The sequence below is a fragment of the Rhodoferax sp. OV413 genome, from assembly GCF_900104385.1.
Taxonomy (GTDB): Bacteria; Pseudomonadota; Gammaproteobacteria; order Burkholderiales; family Burkholderiaceae_C; genus Rhodoferax_B.
In genome coordinates this window covers 31,924-50,229 of sequence record NZ_FNJA01000004.1, presented here as the reverse complement: position 1 = coordinate 50,229, position 18,306 = coordinate 31,924, and the positions used below count along the sequence as shown (strand labels likewise).

At 64.9% G+C, this 18,306-nt stretch carries 12 protein-coding genes; 1 reads left to right on the top strand and 11 read right to left on the bottom strand.

All coding sequences use genetic code 11. The features are described 5' to 3' along the window. Nucleotides 1-2 precede the first annotated feature (2 nt). The 11 genes from BLT66_RS14770 to BLT66_RS14720 all read right to left on the bottom strand — a co-directional run bounded on the left by BLT66_RS14770 (nucleotide 3) and on the right by BLT66_RS14720 (nucleotide 16,941). Nucleotides 3-4,613 carry a beta strand repeat-containing protein gene (locus tag BLT66_RS14770; RefSeq protein WP_092758497.1) on the bottom strand — a complete coding sequence of 1,537 codons (4,611 nt, stop codon included), beginning with the start codon at nucleotides 4,611-4,613 and terminating at the stop codon, nucleotides 3-5. 80 nt (nucleotides 4,614-4,693) lie between these two features. Then, the gene (locus BLT66_RS14765; protein ID WP_092758496.1) at nucleotides 4,694-5,005 is read right to left on the bottom strand and encodes a winged helix-turn-helix transcriptional regulator; all 312 of its coding nucleotides are present in this window, start codon (nucleotides 5,003-5,005) and stop codon (nucleotides 4,694-4,696) included. Between the two features lie 145 nt (nucleotides 5,006-5,150). Further along, the gene (locus tag BLT66_RS14760) at nucleotides 5,151-5,609 is read right to left on the bottom strand and encodes a MarR family winged helix-turn-helix transcriptional regulator (RefSeq protein ID WP_092758495.1); all 459 of its coding nucleotides are present in this window, start codon (nucleotides 5,607-5,609) and stop codon (nucleotides 5,151-5,153) included. Nucleotides 5,610-5,658: 49 nt separating this feature from the next. After that, on the bottom strand, nucleotides 5,659-7,377 hold the full coding sequence (locus tag BLT66_RS14755; protein ID WP_092758494.1) for a tannase/feruloyl esterase family alpha/beta hydrolase: 1,719 nt from the start codon (nucleotides 7,375-7,377) through the stop codon (nucleotides 5,659-5,661). A 178-nt stretch (nucleotides 7,378-7,555) separates the two neighbouring features. Next, on the bottom strand, nucleotides 7,556-9,244 hold the full coding sequence (locus BLT66_RS14750) for a tannase/feruloyl esterase family alpha/beta hydrolase (protein WP_092759150.1): 1,689 nt from the start codon (nucleotides 9,242-9,244) through the stop codon (nucleotides 7,556-7,558). A 96-nt stretch (nucleotides 9,245-9,340) separates the two neighbouring features. Next, nucleotides 9,341-11,038 (bottom strand): acyl-CoA dehydrogenase family protein, encoded by a 1,698-nt coding sequence (locus BLT66_RS14745; protein ID WP_092758493.1) that lies wholly within the window; start codon nucleotides 11,036-11,038, stop codon nucleotides 9,341-9,343. A 69-nt stretch (nucleotides 11,039-11,107) separates the two neighbouring features. Beyond that, nucleotides 11,108-12,094, bottom strand: a complete 987-nt coding sequence (locus BLT66_RS14740; RefSeq protein WP_092758492.1) for a Bug family tripartite tricarboxylate transporter substrate binding protein — start codon at nucleotides 12,092-12,094, stop codon at nucleotides 11,108-11,110. A 91-nt stretch (nucleotides 12,095-12,185) separates the two neighbouring features. Continuing rightward, nucleotides 12,186-13,343, bottom strand: a complete 1,158-nt coding sequence (locus BLT66_RS14735) for a porin (RefSeq protein WP_092759148.1) — start codon at nucleotides 13,341-13,343, stop codon at nucleotides 12,186-12,188. A gap of 157 nt (nucleotides 13,344-13,500) precedes the next feature. Then, complete coding sequence (locus tag BLT66_RS14730) at nucleotides 13,501-14,265, bottom strand: SDR family NAD(P)-dependent oxidoreductase (RefSeq protein WP_092758491.1); 765 nt, start codon at nucleotides 14,263-14,265, stop codon at nucleotides 13,501-13,503. A 20-nt stretch (nucleotides 14,266-14,285) separates the two neighbouring features. Next, nucleotides 14,286-16,139, bottom strand: coding sequence for a feruloyl-CoA synthase (locus BLT66_RS14725; RefSeq protein WP_092758490.1), 1,854 nt, complete (start codon nucleotides 16,137-16,139; stop codon nucleotides 14,286-14,288). A 13-nt stretch (nucleotides 16,140-16,152) separates the two neighbouring features. After that, nucleotides 16,153-16,941 (bottom strand): crotonase/enoyl-CoA hydratase family protein, encoded by a 789-nt coding sequence (locus BLT66_RS14720; protein WP_092758489.1) that lies wholly within the window; start codon nucleotides 16,939-16,941, stop codon nucleotides 16,153-16,155. 157 nt (nucleotides 16,942-17,098) lie between these two features. On the opposite strand from BLT66_RS14720, the gene BLT66_RS14715 reads away from it, so the two are divergent. Beyond that, on the top strand, nucleotides 17,099-18,304 hold the full coding sequence (locus tag BLT66_RS14715; protein WP_092758488.1) for a thiolase family protein: 1,206 nt from the start codon (nucleotides 17,099-17,101) through the stop codon (nucleotides 18,302-18,304). The last annotated feature ends 2 nt before the right edge of the window (nucleotides 18,305-18,306 follow it).

The following is an 18,306-nucleotide window of genomic DNA, read 5'->3' as shown; positions in this document are numbered from 1 at the left end:
CTTCATTTGGCCCGGCATGCGTCGGTCGGGCCGGCTGAGGCCAGACTCCCTCCGCAGTTTTTCTGGAGGGTAGGGGGCTGTTGCATGGGCAGCGCGCTGCCCGCCTGCATGCGGGGCAAGTCGGACAGCGCTGCGGCATAGCCAAGCTCCAGGCCAGCAGACCCCAGTGTCACGGCCGCCATGCTGGCCGGAAGCACCCGCAATGCTCCTGCGACGTACTGCAGCTGGTAATTGTTGCTGCCCAAGCCGCTGGGAACGACGGCGTAGCTGCCAGGCATGGAGTTGCTGCCAGCGCCGGTACTGAAGACCAGGCTGCCGGTTAAATCAGAAGCGCCAGCGCTCTCGCCCGCCACGAAACCGCTGTAGGTGGCACTGAAGGCGGGGTTGTTTTGTCCCACCAGGCGGCTGGTATTGTTGGCAGAAATGGTCAATGGCGCAGGCGTGATGGAAAACGTATTTCCGGTGAACGCAATGCTGTAGTTTCCATTGGCCAGGCTGCCCTGGCCGATGGCATAGCTGCCCGCATTCTGGCCGCTGACCCGGCTGAGTGTCCCTGTCAGGCTGTCGCCATTGACCAGTCCGGTAGTGGCATAGGCCAGGCTGGGGTCGGTGGCGGCGTTGTTGTCGTAGACCTTGGATGCAGCGTTGGCTGCGACGGTGAGGCCCTTGGGGGTGATATTGGCGGTCGTCGTGGCCGAGGAACTGGCCAGCACGTAGTTGCCGGCCCCGCTGCCGCCCAGACTGAAGGCCGCGGTAACGGTTCTGCCGGTGCCCACGTCGCGGGTGTCAAAGCTGCCACTCTGGCCCAAGGTCACGGAGTCGCCTGCGACCACGCCGCTGAGCGTGCCCCCACTGACGGCGGCTGTGGTGTTGCCGTCGTAGACCTTGGAAGCGGCGCTAGTGCCGCTGACGGTCAGGGTGGCGGGTGTGATGGCGAAGCTATGTCCTGCGGTGAAGCTGGTCTGGTACCCCAGTTGGTCGGCCAAGCTTCCCTGGCTGATGCTGTAGCTGCCGACATTCTGTCCGGCACTGCGCACCAGGCTGCCGCTCAGTATTTGGCTGGCGGTGTCGCCGTGAGCCTGGCCGGAAATGGCATAGCCCAGGCTAGGGTCGGTAGCGGCATTTTTGTCGTAGACCTTGCTTGGATCGGTGGGCGTGATCGTGAGCGTGGGGCGTTCCCGGTACAGCACATAGGTGCTGCCATTACCTACCGTGCTTGCGCCGGGGGTATCGCCCGCCTGCTTGTTGTAGCGGAAATTGCCGCTGCCTGCCGCGGCTTGGGTGGCCAGTGATCCGCCCAGGCTGGTCGAGCCCAAGGAACCGCTGTAGACATAGATTTTTTTGCCGGCGTCTGCCGACAACGTTGCGCTGTTGACTACGTCGCCACCCGTGCTGGTGCCGCGCGCGCTGCTGGCGCCGGCAGTCAGTGTCAGGTCGCCATTGCTGACCGCGAGGCTGCCGCTGGTGGTTAAGTTCTGGGTGAGGGTGGTCAGTTGTACCGTGTTGGTGGAAGCGATCCCAGTGACGCCCAGCGCATTCGCGTCTACGACCGCTACGCCTGCGGCATTGCTGGCTGATAGCGTGCTGAAATCATTGCCCGCGTTGGTCAAACTGATGGCGCTGCCACCGCCGTGGAGTGTGGTTGCGCCGCTGACGTTGACGGCGCCGGTTTGTGTAATGCCGGGCGCGGTCAGCGCGAGGGCGCCGGCGATGGTGCTGCTGCCGAGCGACAAGGCGGTACTGTTGACCAGGCTGGTGGCGCCAGCGTTGATCGACACAGCGCCTGTAAATTTATTGCTGGCATGGACCAGTCTGACGGTGTTGCCGCCACCAGTGGCAGTGATGCTGGTGGTGCCTCCGACGTTGGAGAAAACACCCGCACTAGCAGCCGAATCGTCTGCAATGGCGCCACTGGTGGATGTGATAACCAGGTTGCCGGGGGTGCTGATGAAGCCCTTGTTCCAGATGGAGTTGTGGGTGGAGGTTTCTGCAGTTTGGGAAGCCAGGTTGACGGGCGCCGCGGTCAAAAAAGCCAGGGTGGCGCTGCCTCCCACATAGAAGCCGGTATAGCCGTTGACGGCATCTAACGCAGCCGCATTGATGTTTACCGAACTGGCCGTGGGTGCCGAGATGGAGACCGTGCTATTGGCCGTGCCGGAACCCCACATGCCGTCGCCGCCGGTGTTGGAGGCCGTAAGGTTGACGGGCCCGGTGGTGGATGTGATGTTGATCTTGCCGGCCAGCTTTAAACCGGCATTGCTATTGCTGGTAGTGCCGGCCTGGCCCACGGTGGTGTTGATACCGGAGATATTCACTGTGCCACCGGTGACATTGATCGCCGTACCAGTGCTGCCCGCAAAATTCACAGCGGACAGCTGGTTTCTATAGGTTGTGGATACCGGGTTGGAGACGGTGCCGGTGATGGTGACTGTGCCGGTGGTAGAGATTGTGTCGCCAGTGGCAATCTCCACACCGCCGCCGGCCCAGGTACTGACGGCGCCGGTTGCAGTGCCGGTCAGCGAAATATTGCCCCCCGAGGTGCTTTGCAAGGTGTTGCTGCCTGTGAGCTTCACGCCGGTATTGTTGGTGCTCATGAGCGAGGCGCCGTTGCCATTGACGCCGGTAATGGTGCCGGTGCCGCCACTCGTGCCCTGTACCGTGATGGCTCCGCTGGCTGTGGTCAGGGTCGCCGAGTTCATTACCACGCCCTGGGAGTTGCCGTTGCTGGGCATGGTGCCGGTGATGCTGATGTTCCCGCTGCCGTTGGTGTTCAGAATGCCATTCAAAAACTGCAGGGCCGATGCCGTGCCGTTCTGCGCTCCGGTGGCCGTCAGGCTGATGTTGCCGCCATTGGCTGTTATGTCTACAAATTGCAGCTTGAGTCCATTGTTGGCGGCGGCCGTAGTCGTGGCGTTGGCGGTCATGGCGACATTCAGTGCATTGCTGGTACTCGTGATGGTGCGGTGGATGCCGGCGGTGGCATTGCTGGTGATTCGGCCATCGGCAAGCAGGGTCAGCGTGGCGGCCGAGCCCGCACTCTTCAGGATGCTGCCATTGATGGCGATATTGCCCTCTTGGGCTCCAGCCCCGACAGTGGTGATGGTTACGCTGCCGCCGGCGTTCAGAATGGTCTGGATATTGCCGGTGTTGACCAGCGAGCCCGAGGCCGTAGGCGCCCACACATTGCTGGTAAAGGCTCCGCCAGCCTGGGCTCCGCTGGAGATGGTGACGTTGTACGGGTCCAGCAGCCACGATCCACCTGTGCCTTGTGCAGCAGACACATCGATTTCAATACCTTGGGTATCCAGCGCGTGGGCCGAGGTTTCTATGGCTCCGCCGTTGCCGCCTTGCGCACCGCCAGCGGCCTGGATGCGGCCGTGCACGTTGGCCACATCGGTGCCCCAAACGACGACTTTGCCGCCATTGCCGGCCTGCGTGGCACTGGCGTTGATGGTGGCCGTGGAGGCCATATAGGCAGCATCGGCATTCGGCTCGGGGCCCAGGCCTTGCCGGTTGCCACCCACCAGCACCGTGCCGCCACCCGCCGGGCCACTGGCGTCGATGCGCGCGTTGCCAAACAAGCCGACTTTTTGCCCAAGCACCTTCACGCTGCCGCCGCTGTCGCCAGGGCTCTGGCCGCTGGCATCCAGCGTGCCGCTGACGCGCGTGGTGGTGCCTTCGTCGCCCAGCAGTTCGATGCTGCCGTTGCGTTGCGACACCGTTCTGGCCTGGACGATGCCGCTGTGGTTGATGACGGCGTTGTTCAAGCCTTCCAGGCCTTTGGCCGTCAATACCACCTTGCCGCCATCGGCTAGCACCATGCCGCCGTTGTCCACCAGGGCCTGGGCTGCGCCTTGGGTAAGGGTGTAGCCGATGGGGCTGCCATCGGCCAGTTTCAGGCTGACGCCATTGGCGGCCGCCAGCAGCACGCTGCCCTGGGGGGCGTTGATTTGGCCGGTATTGGTAACGCTGGGGGCAATCAGTGCGACCTTGCCGCCAGCGGGGACGGTGATCGTGCCTTGGTTCGCTACGCTGGCCGTGCTGCTGCCTGCCAGGTTGTATCGGCCGGCTTCGAAATCCGCATTGCTGATATCCAGCGTACTGGCGACCAAGCCGCCGACATTGATTTGCGCGCCAGAGCCGATCAGCACGCCATTCGGGTTCAGGATGAACACGTTCCCATTGCCGACCAAACTGCCCAAAATGCTGGAAGACTCGCGGCCGGTAACGCGGTTCAGCGCGATGGCTTGGGCATTCGGTTGGACAAACCGTACCGTTTCGTTGGCCCGAATGCCAAAACGCGACCAATCGATAGCCAGGCGTTGGCTGCTTTGCAGAATGGTGGTGGTCAGGCCGCTTTGGCTGATACTGCCGCTGCCTGTGGCAATACTTCCGCCTACTGGCTCGGCCCGGCTCAGGTCGTGGCAGAGCAGGGTGGTGAACAGGGCGGCCAGGCTGAGTTTGAAGCGACCCTGGTACGGCGTGTTGCCGAGCCGTTTTAACTGGGCTGGCGTTTGAACCCGTACGTGCTTTTGAACGCTTTTACCTGGGATTGGGATAGACCAGGCTGGTTGTGCGAGTGGAAAACTAAGGCGGGGCGGTTGATGGCGCATGGAGTCTCCATCCTTGCTTGAAACCCCGATGTGTCGCATAAGCCACTTGCCACTCTAGCGGTGACTCCGTGGCTTGCGGTTTACTTGACCTTCTTGGCCTGAGCTACCGACCATTTGCCGGCAAAGGCCTGGATGTCGCTCAGGCGTTTGAGCAGGTCGGCGCCGGTGGGGGTGACGCTGTAGCCGTCGGAGCCGTGGGTCAGCAGGTCGGCTTCGCGCAGCTCTTTGAGACGGGTGTTCAAGGTGTTCGGGGTGACGCCGCCGACGCTGTCTTGCAGCAGGCGGAAGGTCTGGGCGTGGCCGTCTTTCAGGGCCCACAGCACGCGGATGGCGTAGCGGGATTCCAGCAGAGCCAGCAGTTGGTGGACGGCGACGTTTTCTTTGGAACTCATAGGGTGTTCTCCTCGGTGCAATGTTTGTTGGGGGTGTCCGGTTGCTGGCTTTGCGCCCGGATAGCGCTGCAACTATACCGCAAAAATCAATTTTGCTACTAGTTTAATAGCAATGCACGCATAGGGTATATGCGCTGGTGCAGATTTATGCGCGGTATATTTTTTGCAGCAGCCGGATCAGCGTTTTTCGCTCGGCGGCGCTCAGGCTGGCGGTGGATTCGATTTCCAGCTGGGCTGCGGTGTGTTCGGCCTCGGCCAGCAGGGTTTCGCCGGCGCTGGTGAGGTGCAGTCCGACGGCCCGGCCGTCCACCGGGTGGGGCTGGCGTTCGATCAGCCCGCGCTTGTCGATGCCGTTGACCAGGCTCACCAGGTTGGGCGGCAGGATGCTGAGGGCGCTGGACAACTGGCGCGAGGTGATGCCGGGGTTGTGCCCGACCAGCGACAGGATGGAGAACTCCACCATGCGCAGGTCGTGCACCACCATGCGCTCGACAAAAACTTCGGTGATCACCAGCGAGGCCCGCCGGGCGTTGTAGCCCACTAAGGTCTCCAAGGCGCTGCTGTCGACGGAGGTAATGGACTTGCGGGGGCTGGTTACGGTCATCGTGCTATTTTGCCAGCCGTGGCCAGCCCCCTTTTTTACCGGTCCCAGCCTACTTGCAACTGAAGCTGGCCGCGCTTTCCACATCGCCGCTGCCGTTGTAGCGGGCGACTTTGGGGTACACGCAGAGTGGGCGGCTGCGGGTGGCCGACCAGGATGCGGGCAACTCGGCGTTGACCACGTTGGCGCCGGCGCCGCGCACGTTGGCGATCACGCTGTCGGGGGCCTGGCCTTTTTCCACCCAGTTGACCAGGGGCGCGAGCATGTCGAACTGGTCGGTGGCCGGGCCGCCCGAGCAGTGGTTCATGCCGGGTACCAGGAACAGCCGGGCGAAGCTGCTGGCATTGCCGCCGTTATTCGCCTGCAGGGCATCCATCCAGTGGGCGGTGTCGACCGGCGAGAACACGCCGTCGGCCACGCCGTGGTAGACCATCAGCTTGGCGCCGCGGTTGCGCAGCGTGTTCAGCTGGCTCTCGTTCGGCGGCGTCATGAACGCCCAGGACGATTCGGTATACACCGAGGTGGTGGCGAATATCTTCGGATAGTCGGTCTCCATGCTGAAGTTCAGCGCGTATTGCAAGCCGGTGGTGGCGGCGAAGGCGGCCGTGGTGGTCGGCGGCGTGGCGAAGATGAAGGCCACGGCGCCAGCATCGCGGGTAGCGGGCGAGCCGAAGTGCCAGGACGCGAAATTGGCTCCGGCAATGCCCGGGTCGAACCAGGTGCCGGTGTACAGGGCCTCGCCCTTGCTGTTCTTCGGGCCGGCAAAGATATTGCCCAGCACGGTCTTCTGGGCCGGCGTCAGGCAGGTGCCGTCGCGGGCGCCGCTGCAGCTGGGCACATCGTTTTGCAGGCTGAAGGCGGCCTGGCAGGCGGCTACGTCCTGCACCTGGCCGTCGGTGACGCCGTCCAGGGCATCACATTTGGCGACGATCTTGGCGCTGACCATGCTGAATTCGGCCGGGGTGACGGCGCTGGTCAGTACCGGCTGGCTGTTGGAGTCCAGGGTCGACACCGTGGCGTACTGCTGGGCTTTCCACAGCTGGGTGGTGGCGGCCTTGGGCAGGTGGAAACCGGGGTTGCCGGCCAGGATGCCGTCGTACTGGTCGCCGTAGCGGGCTGCGGCCACCATCGCGTGGCGGCCGCCGTTCGAGCAGCCGGCAAAGTAGGAGCGGTCCGGCGCCTTGCCGTAGGCGCTCTTGATCAGGTTTTTGGCCATGGGGGTGAGGCTGCCCACGGCCTGGTAGCCGTAGTCGAGCCGGGCCTGTGGGTCCAGGCCGAAGAAGGGCGTGGGCGCGCCATGGCCGGCGTCTGAGCTCAGCACCGCAAAGCCCTGGCTCAGGCCGGGGGCGACGGGCGCGGCACCGCTGGTGGCGCCGACGGCGGTGACCACGCTGCCGTCCAGCCCGCCATTCGCCTGGTACAGGAAGCGGCCGTTCCAGGCCACCGGCATGCGGATTTCGAAGCCAATGGCGTAGCTGGCGCCGTCGACCGCGCTGGTTCGCTGGTTCATCTTGCCCTTGACCAGGCAGTGCGCGGGGATGGGCGTGCTGACGCCGGTAACCACCAGTGCACCGGCGGCCACGTCCACCGCCGAGGTGATGCTGGTATTGGGCAGCGCCAGGCTGCTGGCCAGGGTGGCGCAGGACTGCAGCGTGGCCGGGGTGGCGGCCGAGAGCTGCGGTACCGCGCTGTCCGATCCGCCGCAGCCCATCAGCAGGGCTGCCGGCAAGGCCGACAGGGCGAGTAATCCAGGGTGCAATCTTCTTTTCATGGTGTTGTCTCCAAGGTCGAGGCGCAGGGGAGCCTGCAGCGTGGCCTCAACACGCTGCAAGCTGGGGGAATGGGGAAAGTGGTTTGCTACTGAATCAGTAGCTGCTAGCGCAGGCGGGTTCTGCGCTAGCAGTTGTTTTTTTATTATTTTTGAGACAGGCGCTGGCGGTACTGGGCCTTTACTTGCAGCTGAAGCTGGACGCGCTTTCCACGTCGCCACTGCCGTTGTAGCGGGCCACCTTGGGGTAGGCGCACAGCGGGCGGCTGCGGGTGGGGGACCAGCTGCTGGGCACGTCAGGATTGACGCCCGCAGCATTGCCAGCACCGCGCACGTTGGCCACCACGTTGTCGGGTGCCTGGCCCTTTTCCACCCAGTTGACCAGCTGCGTCAGCATGTCGAACTGGTCCGTTGCCGGGCCGACCGCGCAGTGGGACATGCCGGGAACCCGGTAGAAGCGGGCGAAGTTGGAGGCGTCGCCCCCGTTGGCCGTGCGCAGGCCGTCGTACCAGGTCGTGGTGTCGTCGACCGAGAAGATGGCATCGCTCACGCCGTGGTAGACCATGACTTTGGCGCCCCGGCTTTTCACCTTGCCCAATTGGGTTGGTTCCACCGGCTGCATGAAGGACAGGCCGGACTCCGTGTAGGTCGCATTGGTCGCTGCGACCGCGGCCAGTTTCGTATCGACCGAGGTGTTCAGCGCATAGGATGCTCCATTGAAGGTAGCGGGGTTGGCCGGTGGCGCACCCCAGATCAGCGCCGTCGCCCCGGAGTCGATGTTCAGCGGCACAAAGAAGCGCCAGAACGAAGAGTCGGCCGCGTTGTGCCCGCTGTCGTACGGGAAGCTGGCGTAGAACTTCTTGCCCTGGCCGTCCACCGCGCCGGAGAACATGGGCGCGAACGCCGTCTTCTGGGCCGGGCTCAGGCAGCTGCCGTCGCGCGCACCGCTGCAGGTCGGTACGTCGCGCTGGATGTCGAAGCTGGCGCGGCAGGCTTCTACATCTTGGATCATCCCGTCGCTGACACCATCCAGCGCATCGCACTTGGCGACCACGGCGGAGGACAGCGTCGCGCGCTCAGCGCTGGTGAACGAGGTGCTGAGGTCGGCCGGGTCGGTGGCCACCGTCGCCAGGTGCTTGGCGCGCTCTTGGTTCGCAATCGCCGCCAGTGGCAGCCGGTAGCCGGGGGCGCCGGCCAGGTAGCCGTCGTACTGGTCGGCCATGCGGGTCATGGCTACAAAGGTATGGCGGCCCCCGTTGGAGCAGCCGCTGATGTACGAGCGGTCCGGGGCTTTTCCGTAGGCGGTGGCGATCACCGACTTGGCCATGGGCGTGAGCTTGGCCACGGCCTGGTAGCCGTAGTCCAGGCGGGCCTGGAAATCGAGGCCGAAGGCCAGGTTGCCCTGGCCCGAGTGGCCCGCGTCGGAGCTGATGACCGCGAAACCTTGTTGCAGGGCCACCTGGGGCTGCGGACCACCACCGCCCAGCGCGGGCAGGATCAAGCCGTCGGAGCCGCCGTTGGCCTGGTAGAAGAAGCGGCCGTTCCAGGCATTGGGCAGACGCATTTCAAAGCCGATGGCGTAGCTCTGGCCGTCGATGGGGCTGACACGCGGGTACATGTTGCCGGTGATTTGGCAATGCGCGGGAACGGCTGCGCCCGCTGCGGTCACCGCGCCTGCCGCAATCGCGGTGGCCGCAGTGATCGTGGTGTTGGGAAAGCTGATTTTGCTGGCCAGATCGGTACAGGACTGCAGCGTGCCGGGTGTGGCGGCCGCCAGTTGCGGCAGGGCATCGTCCGAATCGCCACAGCCGATCAGCAGGGCGGGCAGCAGGGATGCCGCGATTAATCCAGGGTGCAATCTTCTTATCATGGTGTTGTTGTCTCCAAGGTCGAGGCGCAGGGGGGCCCACAGCGTGGCCTCAACACGCTGCAAGCGGGGGAACGGGGAAGTTGGTTTGCTACTAAATCAGTAGCTTGTGTCGCAGGCAAGTACTGCGCTAGCGGTTATTTTTGTGCTTATTTTTGGGGGCAGGCGCTGGCGGATGATGGCCAGGCGCATGTCGAACTCGGGCAGCACCCAGGTCTGGAAGGCCAGGGCTGGCTCGGCCCAGCGCGGCGTGTGTGCTCCTGGCGCGGCGGCGATGCGGTCCCAGGCCCAGGCCAGCAGCACCAGGGCCAGCGCGCGCAGGTAGTCGTCGGCCACCCAGTAGGGCAGCTCGGGGTCGGTTTGAGCGGCTTGCACCAGGGCGGCGGTGGTGTCCATCAGGGCGTCGCGGCGCCGGTCACCGGGCAGGTCGGCCAGCAGGCTTAACAGGCCGGCGCCGCCATCAGCCAGCACCTTGCGCAGCAGCAAGTCGATGGCCTGGATCTCGTTCGTGCCCTCGTAAATCATCGCCACCCGGGCGTCGCGCACGATTTGTTCTATGCCCCATTCGCGCACATAGCCGTGGCCGCCGAATACCTGCAGGCAGGCGCTGGCGCCGCTGAAAGCCTGGTCGGAGAACGCGGCCTTCAGCACCGGGGTGACCAGCGTGCACCAGCGCTGGGCGGTGGCGCGCTCGGAAGCGTCGGGGTGGTGTTCGGCTACGTCCAGTTGCAGGGCCGTGTGGTAGGTGAGTACCCGGCCGCCGTCGATCCAGGCGCGCTGGGTGTCGAGGATGCGGCGGATCGCCGGGTGTTCGCTGATCAGATCGGGGCCTTTTAGAGATTTCGGCGCCCGCATCTGCCGGCGCTCCTGCGCATAGGCGTGGGCTTTCTGCCAGGCCGCGTCCAGCAGGCCTATGCCCTGCATGCCGACGTGCAGGCGGGCGGCGTTCATCATCACGAACATGGCGTTCAAGCCCTTGTTCGCCTCACCCACCTGCCAGCCAGTGGCCTCGTCAAATCGCAGCACGCAGGTGGGGCTGCCGTGCAAACCCATCTTTTCTTCGATGCGCTCGCAGACCACGGTATTGCGCTGGCCGTCGGGCAAAACCTTGGGCACCAGGAACAGCGACAAGCCCTTGGGTCCGGCGGGGGCATCGGGCAGGCGGGCTAGCACCAGATGGACGATGTTGTCCGTCAGGTCGTGCTCGCCGCCGGAGATAAAAATTTTGGTGCCGGACACGCGCACGCTGCCATCCGGTTGTGGCAGCGCTTTGCTGCGCACCAGGCCCAGATCGCTGCCGGCGTGGGCCTCGGTCAGGCACATGGTGGCCAGCCATTCGCCGCTGGCGATCTTTGGCAGGTAGGCGGCTTTGAGCGCATCGCTACCGTGGTGCTTGAGGCAGGCATAGGCGCCGTGCAGCAGGCCGGGCGCCATGGTCCAGCCATGGTTGGCGCCGGCGAGCATTTCGTACAGCACGCCCTCCAGCACCGCCGGCAAACCCTGGCCACCGTCTTCCACCGCGCACGACAGCGAGGGCCAGCCGGCTTGCCAGAACGCCTGGTAGGCGGCCTTGAAACCGGGTGGCACCGTCACCTGGCCCGCGTTGAAACTGCAACCCACCTCGTCACCGACGCGGTGCAGCGGCGTGATCTCGCTGGTGACGAACTTGCTGGCTTCATCCAGCACCTGCAGCGCCAGATCGGCATCGGTGTCGGCAAACGCGGGCAGCGCTTGCCACTGGGCCGGGGCCTGCAGCACGTCGTTCAGGATGAAGGTGATGTCGTCCAAGGCGGCCATGGGTTTGCTCTGTTTTAGATAGCTGCCAGCGCAGGTGGTATATGCGCTGGTGGCCTATTTCTTATCAATTTAAGAATCTGCGCTGAAGCCGATTTGCTTGACCAGAGGGCCCCAGCGCTCGAACTCGGCTTTTTGCGACTTGGCCATTTCCTCGGCACTCGATCCGTGTGGGATCAGGCCGACCAGCGCCAGGCTGTCCATCACCACCTTGTCTTTCAGCGCGGCGTTGATAGCGGCCGTGGCATTGGCCAGGGTGGCGGCCGGGGTCTTGGCCGGTGCGTAAAAGCCAAACCATTCCTCCACCACCAGGTCGGGGAAGCCTTGCTCGACGAAGGTCGGCACGTCGGGGTAGTAGGGCGAACGCTGTGGGCCCGAGGTGGCCAGCACGCGCAGCTTGCCGGCCTTGGCGTAGGCCAGGTAGTCGCCGCTGGGGTTCATGGTGGAGGCGATCTGGCCACCCACCAGGTCGGTGATGCCGGGCACGGTGCCGCGGTAGGGTACGTGCTTCAGGTCGACCTTGGAGCGCAGGCCGAGCAGCGCGCCCAGCAGGTGCGGCATGGAGCCGGCGCCGGGCGAGCCGTAGCTGGCCTGGTCCGGGTTGGCCTTGGCCCAGGTCAGGAAGTCCTTCAAGGTCTTGACCGAGGCGGGAACCGCCGGGCCGACCGCCAGGCCGTGGTGCATGATCGCGCCGATCGACACCTGGGCGAAGTCCTTGGGGTCGTAGCTGAGCTTGCTGTAAATGTGCGGATACACCGACATGGCCGACACCGGCGCCAGCGCCAGCACCGAGCCATCGGCGGGCGCGACCTTCAGGCTTTCCAGCGCAATCCGGCCGCCAGCGCCGGGCTTGTTGTCGACCACGCCGGGGTTCTTGGTGTAGGCGGTGCCAGCCAGCTTTTCGGCTACGCGCCGGGCCACGCTGTCGCCCGAGCTGCCGGGCGGGAAGCCGTAGTAAATCTTGACTTGCTCCAGGCCCTGGGCCAGCAGCGTGAGGGGCGACCAGGCGGCCAAGGCGGCGGTGCCGGTCAGGGTGGTGAGGAAATGGCGGCGGGTCATGCTGTTTGCTCCTAATTTCGTAGCTTCTGGCGCAGGTTTTGTCTGCGCTAGAGCCACTTTCTATATCGATTTATCGGGTGGGGACGGCGGCTTAGAACGCGTGGCGAACGCCAAAGCTGATGCCGTTTTGCGAGGATCCGAGGGCCGGGTTGCTGCCGGCTGCGCCACCGCTGACGGACACGTTGACCAGCCGGTCGTTGCTGATGTGGCCCACCTGGCCGTACACGGCCGTGCGTTTGGACAGGCTGTAGACCAGGCGCGCGGCCAGCAGGGTCGAATTCACGTCGTTGGCATTGCTATAGCGCAGGCTGGCCCACTGGCCGTCCAGCGTCAGCTGGGGGGTCAGTGGGTAGGACGCGCCCAGGTACCACAGCTTGCTGCGGGGGCGGGTCAGGCTGCCTTCGTTGTCGCGGCGGATCACGCCGCCGCCGATCTTGGCGCCCGCAACCTTGAAGTAGCCGGCCACCAGCGTGCGGCTGTCACTGGTGCTGCTGCTGTTCAGGCCGCCGAACACCACGTCGGTGGGGCCGGTGGGGGTGCGGCCATTCAAGGTGTCATAGGTCAACACGGCGCCCCAGTTGGGGGTGTCGTATTTGGCGGTGGCCGACCACTGGCGGCAGGCCTGCTTGTCAGTGCCGCTTTCGCCTGCGCAGTTGGTGCCGGCCGGGCTGGGGCCGGCGTTCACGGTGTCGCGGCCCAGGCTGTATTCAGCGCCCACGGTGAAGCCGCTGAAGGTGCCGCGGTAGCCGATGGAGTTGTCCGCCCGCGAATTGGGGATGTAGGAGTCGAGCGAGCCGATGGCGTACACCGCTGGCCCGATCACGTCCGAGTCTTGGATCGACCAGAACAGGGTGGAATACTGGCGGCCCACAGTCACGCTACCCCAGGAGCCGGCCAGCCCGACGTTTGCCTGGCGGCCGAACAAGCGGCCACCTTGGCCGGACGCGCCGGTATCGGGTGCAAAGCCCATTTCCAGCACGAACTGGGCCTTCAGGCCGTCGCCCAGGTCTTCGGTGCCGCGGAAGCCCAGCCGCGATGGCAGCGAGCTGGTGTTGCTGGGCATGCGGGTGATGCCACCCACCCCGTTGACTTTGCTGACGTGTTCCACGCCCACGTCGATCAGCCCGTACAAGTTGACGCTGGAGCTGGGTGCCGCCGTCTGGGCATGGGCGGCAAAAGCGCCGGCAGCTATCAGTGCGACGGTCAAGGGGCGTAAGCCGGAGTGGTGGCGGTTCTTTGGGGCTTGCATGTTGTCTCCTTCGGGTGGTACATCCCGCTGCAGATGTGCAGCGGCCTTGATGTTCTGGGATGGCATGGCTTCGGTGATGGACATCGAGCCTGCTCTTATTTGTATAGCTTTCGGTGCAGGTGGTATATGCACTGGCGGCTCTTTTCTTATAAATTCATCAACGCGGCGCCATGCGCAGCGCGCCGTCCAGGCGTATCACTTCGCCATTCAAATGGCCGTTGGTCACGATGTGGGCTGCCAGTTCGGCGAATTCGGACGGCTTGCCCAGGCGCGACGGGAACGGAATGCTGGCGGCCAGCGATGCCTGCACGGCTTCGGGCAGCTCTTTCATCAGTGGCGTGGCAAACAGGCCGGGCGCAACGGTGCAGACGCGGATGCCGTACTGCGCCAGGTCGCGCGCCATTGGCAGGGTCATGCCGACCAGGCCGCCCTTGGACGCGCTGTAGGCCTGCTGGCCGACCTGGCCGTCGAAGGCCGCCACCGAGGCGGTGAACATGATCACGCCGCGGGCGCCGTCTTCCAGGGCGTCGAGCTTGGCGCAGGCGGCGGCGAACAAGCGGGTCATGTTGTAGCTGCCGATCAGGTTCACGGCGATGACCTTGCTGAAGGCGTCCAGCGGGGCGGCGCTGCCGTCTTTTTGCACCACCCGCTTGGCGCCGCCGATGCCGGCCACGTTCATCAGGATGCGGGCCGGGCCGTGGGCGGCTGCGGCTTTTTCAATCGCGGCGGTCACGCTGTCGGCGTTGGTAATGTCGCACTGGCAGGCGACACCACCAATTTCTGCAGCGACTTTCTCGGCCAGGGCCATGTTGACGTCGAGCACCGCGACCTTGGCGCCCAAGCGGGCCAGTTCGCGGGCGGTGGCTTCGCCCAGGCCGGAGGCGGCTCCGGTGACGAGGGCGGCTTGTCCTTGAATTTGCATGTTGTGGGTCCGGTAGAAAACTATTGGGGTTGGATGGTGAACGGCAGGCTGCCGTCGTGCAGGGCGGCGACCAGGTCCGCGCGGTGCTTGAGCACGGCGCGCTGGTTGATCGAGCCCTTGTCGGTGATCTCGCCCTTGTCCAGCGAGGGCGGCTCGGCCATCAGGTGGATGCGGGCCACGCGGGTGGCGCTGCCGGTGGATTCGGCGGCCAGCCGGTTGGCGACTTGCTGGAAGTGGGCTTGCACCGGGGCGCTTTCCAGCACTTCTTGCAGGCTGGCGCTGTCGGGCAGCCCGCTAAGCGCGCGGCAGGCGGGCGTGGGCAGGATCAGCGCGCCGACTTCCTTGCAGTTGATGCCGGTCAGTACCGCGTCTTGCACATAGGGCGCGCCTGCGGCAATGATCTTGGCGCGCATCGGGCCGACGCTGACAAAGGTGCCGGTGCTGAGCTTGAAGTCTTCGGCAATCCGGCCGTCGAACTTCAGGCCTTGGTGCAGGTCGTTCTCATCGATCCACTGCACGGCGTCGCCCGAGCAGTAAAAGCCTTCTTCGTCAAAGCTCTCCTTGGTGGCTTCGGGGTTGCGCCAGTAGCCAGGCGTGATGTTGGGGCCGCGGTAGCGCACCTCGGTCTTGCCGTCGGTGGGCACCAGCTTGAGTTCCAGGCCTGGTGTGGGCACGCCGATGTAGCCGGCTTTGACGTTCGGGCTGTTGACGGCGATGCAGAAGGGCGTGCCCTCTGTCATGCCTAGGCCGGTGTTCATCACGATGCGCTCGCCCACCTCGCGCTCGGCGCTGGCAAACAGCGAGTCCCAGATGGGCTGTGACAAGGCGGCGGCGGCAAAGAAGAACATCTTCACCCGGCTCAGCAGCTTCTTGCGCAGCAGGTCGTCGGTCTGCATGGCCTCGGCCAGTACCTCGAAGCCGGTGGGTACGTTGAAGTACACCGTGGGCGCGATCTCGCGCAGGTTGCGGATGGTCTCGGCCATGCCCTTGGGCGTGGGCTTGCCTTCGTCCAGGTACAGCGTGCCGCCGTTGTAGATGACGATGCCGAAATTGTGGTTGCCGCCAAAGGTGTGGTTCCAGGGCAGCCAGTCGACCAGCACCAGGCCTTCTTCGGCCAGCACTGGCATGGACTGGTTCATCTGCTGCAGATTCGCGCTCCACATGCGGTGGGTGACGATCACCGCCTTGGGCAGCTTGGTCGAACCGGAGGTGAACATGAACTTGGCAATGCTGTCGCCGCCGATGGCCGCATGGGCGGCATCCACAGCGGGCGTGGCCGGCGTGTTCAACAGCTCGCTGAAGGGGATGGTGGCCCGGCCTTCTATGCTGCCCGAGCCCAGCACCACCTTGACATCGGCACCTACGGTGGCATTGATGGCGCGGGCAAAGCGGCTGCCGTTGCTGGCAAACACCAGGCCGGGGGTCAGGGTGTCCAGCGCGTGGCGCAGCTTGTCGTAGTCCTGGCTGATCGTGGAATAGGCGGTGGAAATCGTGCACTGCGGAATGCCGGCCACCAGGGCGCCGAGGGATAGCAGGGCGTGGTCCAGGTCGTTTTCGCTGAGGATGGCGATCGGACGGTCATCGCCCAGGCCCATGCCCAGCAAGGCTTGGGCGATGTTGCGCGCCGACTGCCAGGCTTCGGCGTAGCTGATGTGGCGCCAGTCGCCCAGGCTGCCGTCTGCGTTCTTCACGCGCTGGGCCATCCAGGTGTGGTTGGGGGTGGCCTGTGCCCAGTGGGCCAGCCGGTCGGTCAGGCGCGTGGGGTAGGGCTCCAGGTCCTGCGCGGCCCGCACATAACGCACGCCGTCGGGCGTGTCACGGGTGGTGACCTGGGTGACGCCGAAGCGCAGCGGGCGGTATTGGGGTGCGGACATGCGGCAGTCTCGATTACGCTTTTTGGACCTTGGCGGCCTTGCCGTCCAGGAAGGCGCGCACACGGGCCTTGGCTTCGGGCGCGCTTTGGGCGATGGCGGCCATCATGGCTTCGGTCATCAGGCCCTGGTCGGACGGCTGCTCGGCGATGCGCGGCAGGGCGTGCATCAGCGCGTAGTTGGTCAGCGGGGCGTTCTGGGCGATGCGCTCGGCCAGCTCAAAGGCTTTGGTAAAGGCCTGGCCGGTGGGCACCAGGTATTGGGCGAAGCCCACCCGTTCGCCGTCCACTGCGTTGTAGACGCGGCCGGTCATCATCATGTCGGTCATGCGGGCCGTGCCGATCAGGCGCGGGATGCGCACCGCGCCGCCGCCGCCGACAAAGATGCCGCGCGAGCCTTCGGGCAGGGCGTAGAAAGTGGATTCATCGGCCACGCGGATGTGGCAGGCGCTGGCCAGTTCCAGGCCGCCACCGACCACCGCGCCGTGCAGCGCAGCGACGACAGGCACCGGGCCGAACTGCACGCGTTCCAGCGCCGCATGCCACATGCGTGAATGCTGCAGGCCCTGGCCGGCGTCGCGTTCTTTGAGTTCGCTCAGGTCCAGGCCGGAGCAGAAATGCTCGCCTTCGCCGTCGATCACTGCGGCGCGCACGCTGGAGGGCAGGCCGTCCATCAGGTTGCGCAGCGCCAGCACCAGGCCGTCGTTCAAGGCATTGCGCTTGGCGGGGCGGGACAGGCGGATAACAGCGACTTCCTGCTCGTTGCCGCGGATTTCCAGGGTGATGTCGGGGTTGTGTGTGGTCATGCTGAGGTACGTTAGTTGGTTGAATTATGGTTATGTGAAATAACTAAAACAAGGCTTTAAAGGCACTCAATACTAAGTGCTTTCCCTAGTTATTTGGGGTCTCAATTTGATTATGATAAATAACTAAATTTGCCAAAAACACAGCAAGGAATCCGCCATGAACGCCTACATCCCTTACGGTATTTACTGGTCGTCGCCATTTGCCAAGTGGCAGGGCGCGCTGGCCAACCTGAATGCACTGCCCCTGGCGGCTAACCTGGGCAAGCAGGCCCTGGTCGCCCGCGGCTATGACATGGCGCAGATCGACTTGGCCATCCTGGGTTTGACCAACCCGCAAAAGGGCAGCTTCTACGGCCTGCCCTGGGTCACCGGCATGATGGGCATAGACCGCGTGGCCGGCCCGACCATCCAGCAGGCCTGTGCCACCAGCGTGCGGGCCCTGCAGATGGCCGCGCAAGAGGTGGTCTGCGGTACCGCCACCAGCGCGCTGCTGGTAATGGCCGATCGCCAGTCAAACGGCCCGGTGGTCTACTACCCCGACCCCAGCGGCGCCGGCGGCTACGGCATCACCGAGCACTGGGTGCCCGACAACATGGGCCATGACCCGTATGCCAAGAACCCCATGCTGCAAACCGGCGAGAACGTGGCCGCGCGCTATGGCATCAGCACCAGCGAGCAGCACGAGGTCAAGCTGCACCGCTACACCCAGTACCAGCAGGCCCTGGCAGACGACCGGGCGTTCCAGAAGCGCTACATGGTCGACGTGCCGCTGACCGATTCCAAGTTCCGCAAGCAGACCGGCGTGCTGGCCGCCGACGAAGGCATCTTCCCCACCACCGCCGACGGCCTGGCCAAGCTGAAGCCGGTGAAGGAGGGCGGCACGGTGACTTTTGGCGGCCAGACGCACCCCGCCGACGGCAACGCCGGCGCCATCGTCACTACGCGTGACCTGGCCCGTGCCGCGTCGATCAACCCGCATATCGAGATCGAAATCCTGGGCTTCGGCATGGCCCGCGTCGAGCCCGGCTACATGCCGATGGCGCCGTCGCCCGCCAGCTTCAATGCCATGAAGAACGCCGGCCTGACCATCAAAGACATAGACGCCATCAAGACCCACAACCCCTTCGCCGTGAACGACATTGCCCTGGCGCGCGACACCGGCTTTGCCTGGGAGAAGATGAACAACTATGGCAGCTCCATCATCTGGGGCCACCCGCAGGCCCCGACCGGCATGCGCGCCATCATCGAGCTGATCGAAGAGCTGGTACTGCGCGGCGGCGGCGTCGGCATGTTCACCGGCTGCGCAGCCGGCGACAGCGGCTACGCCACCATCTTGCGAGTTACCGACAGTACAAAGGCTTAAAC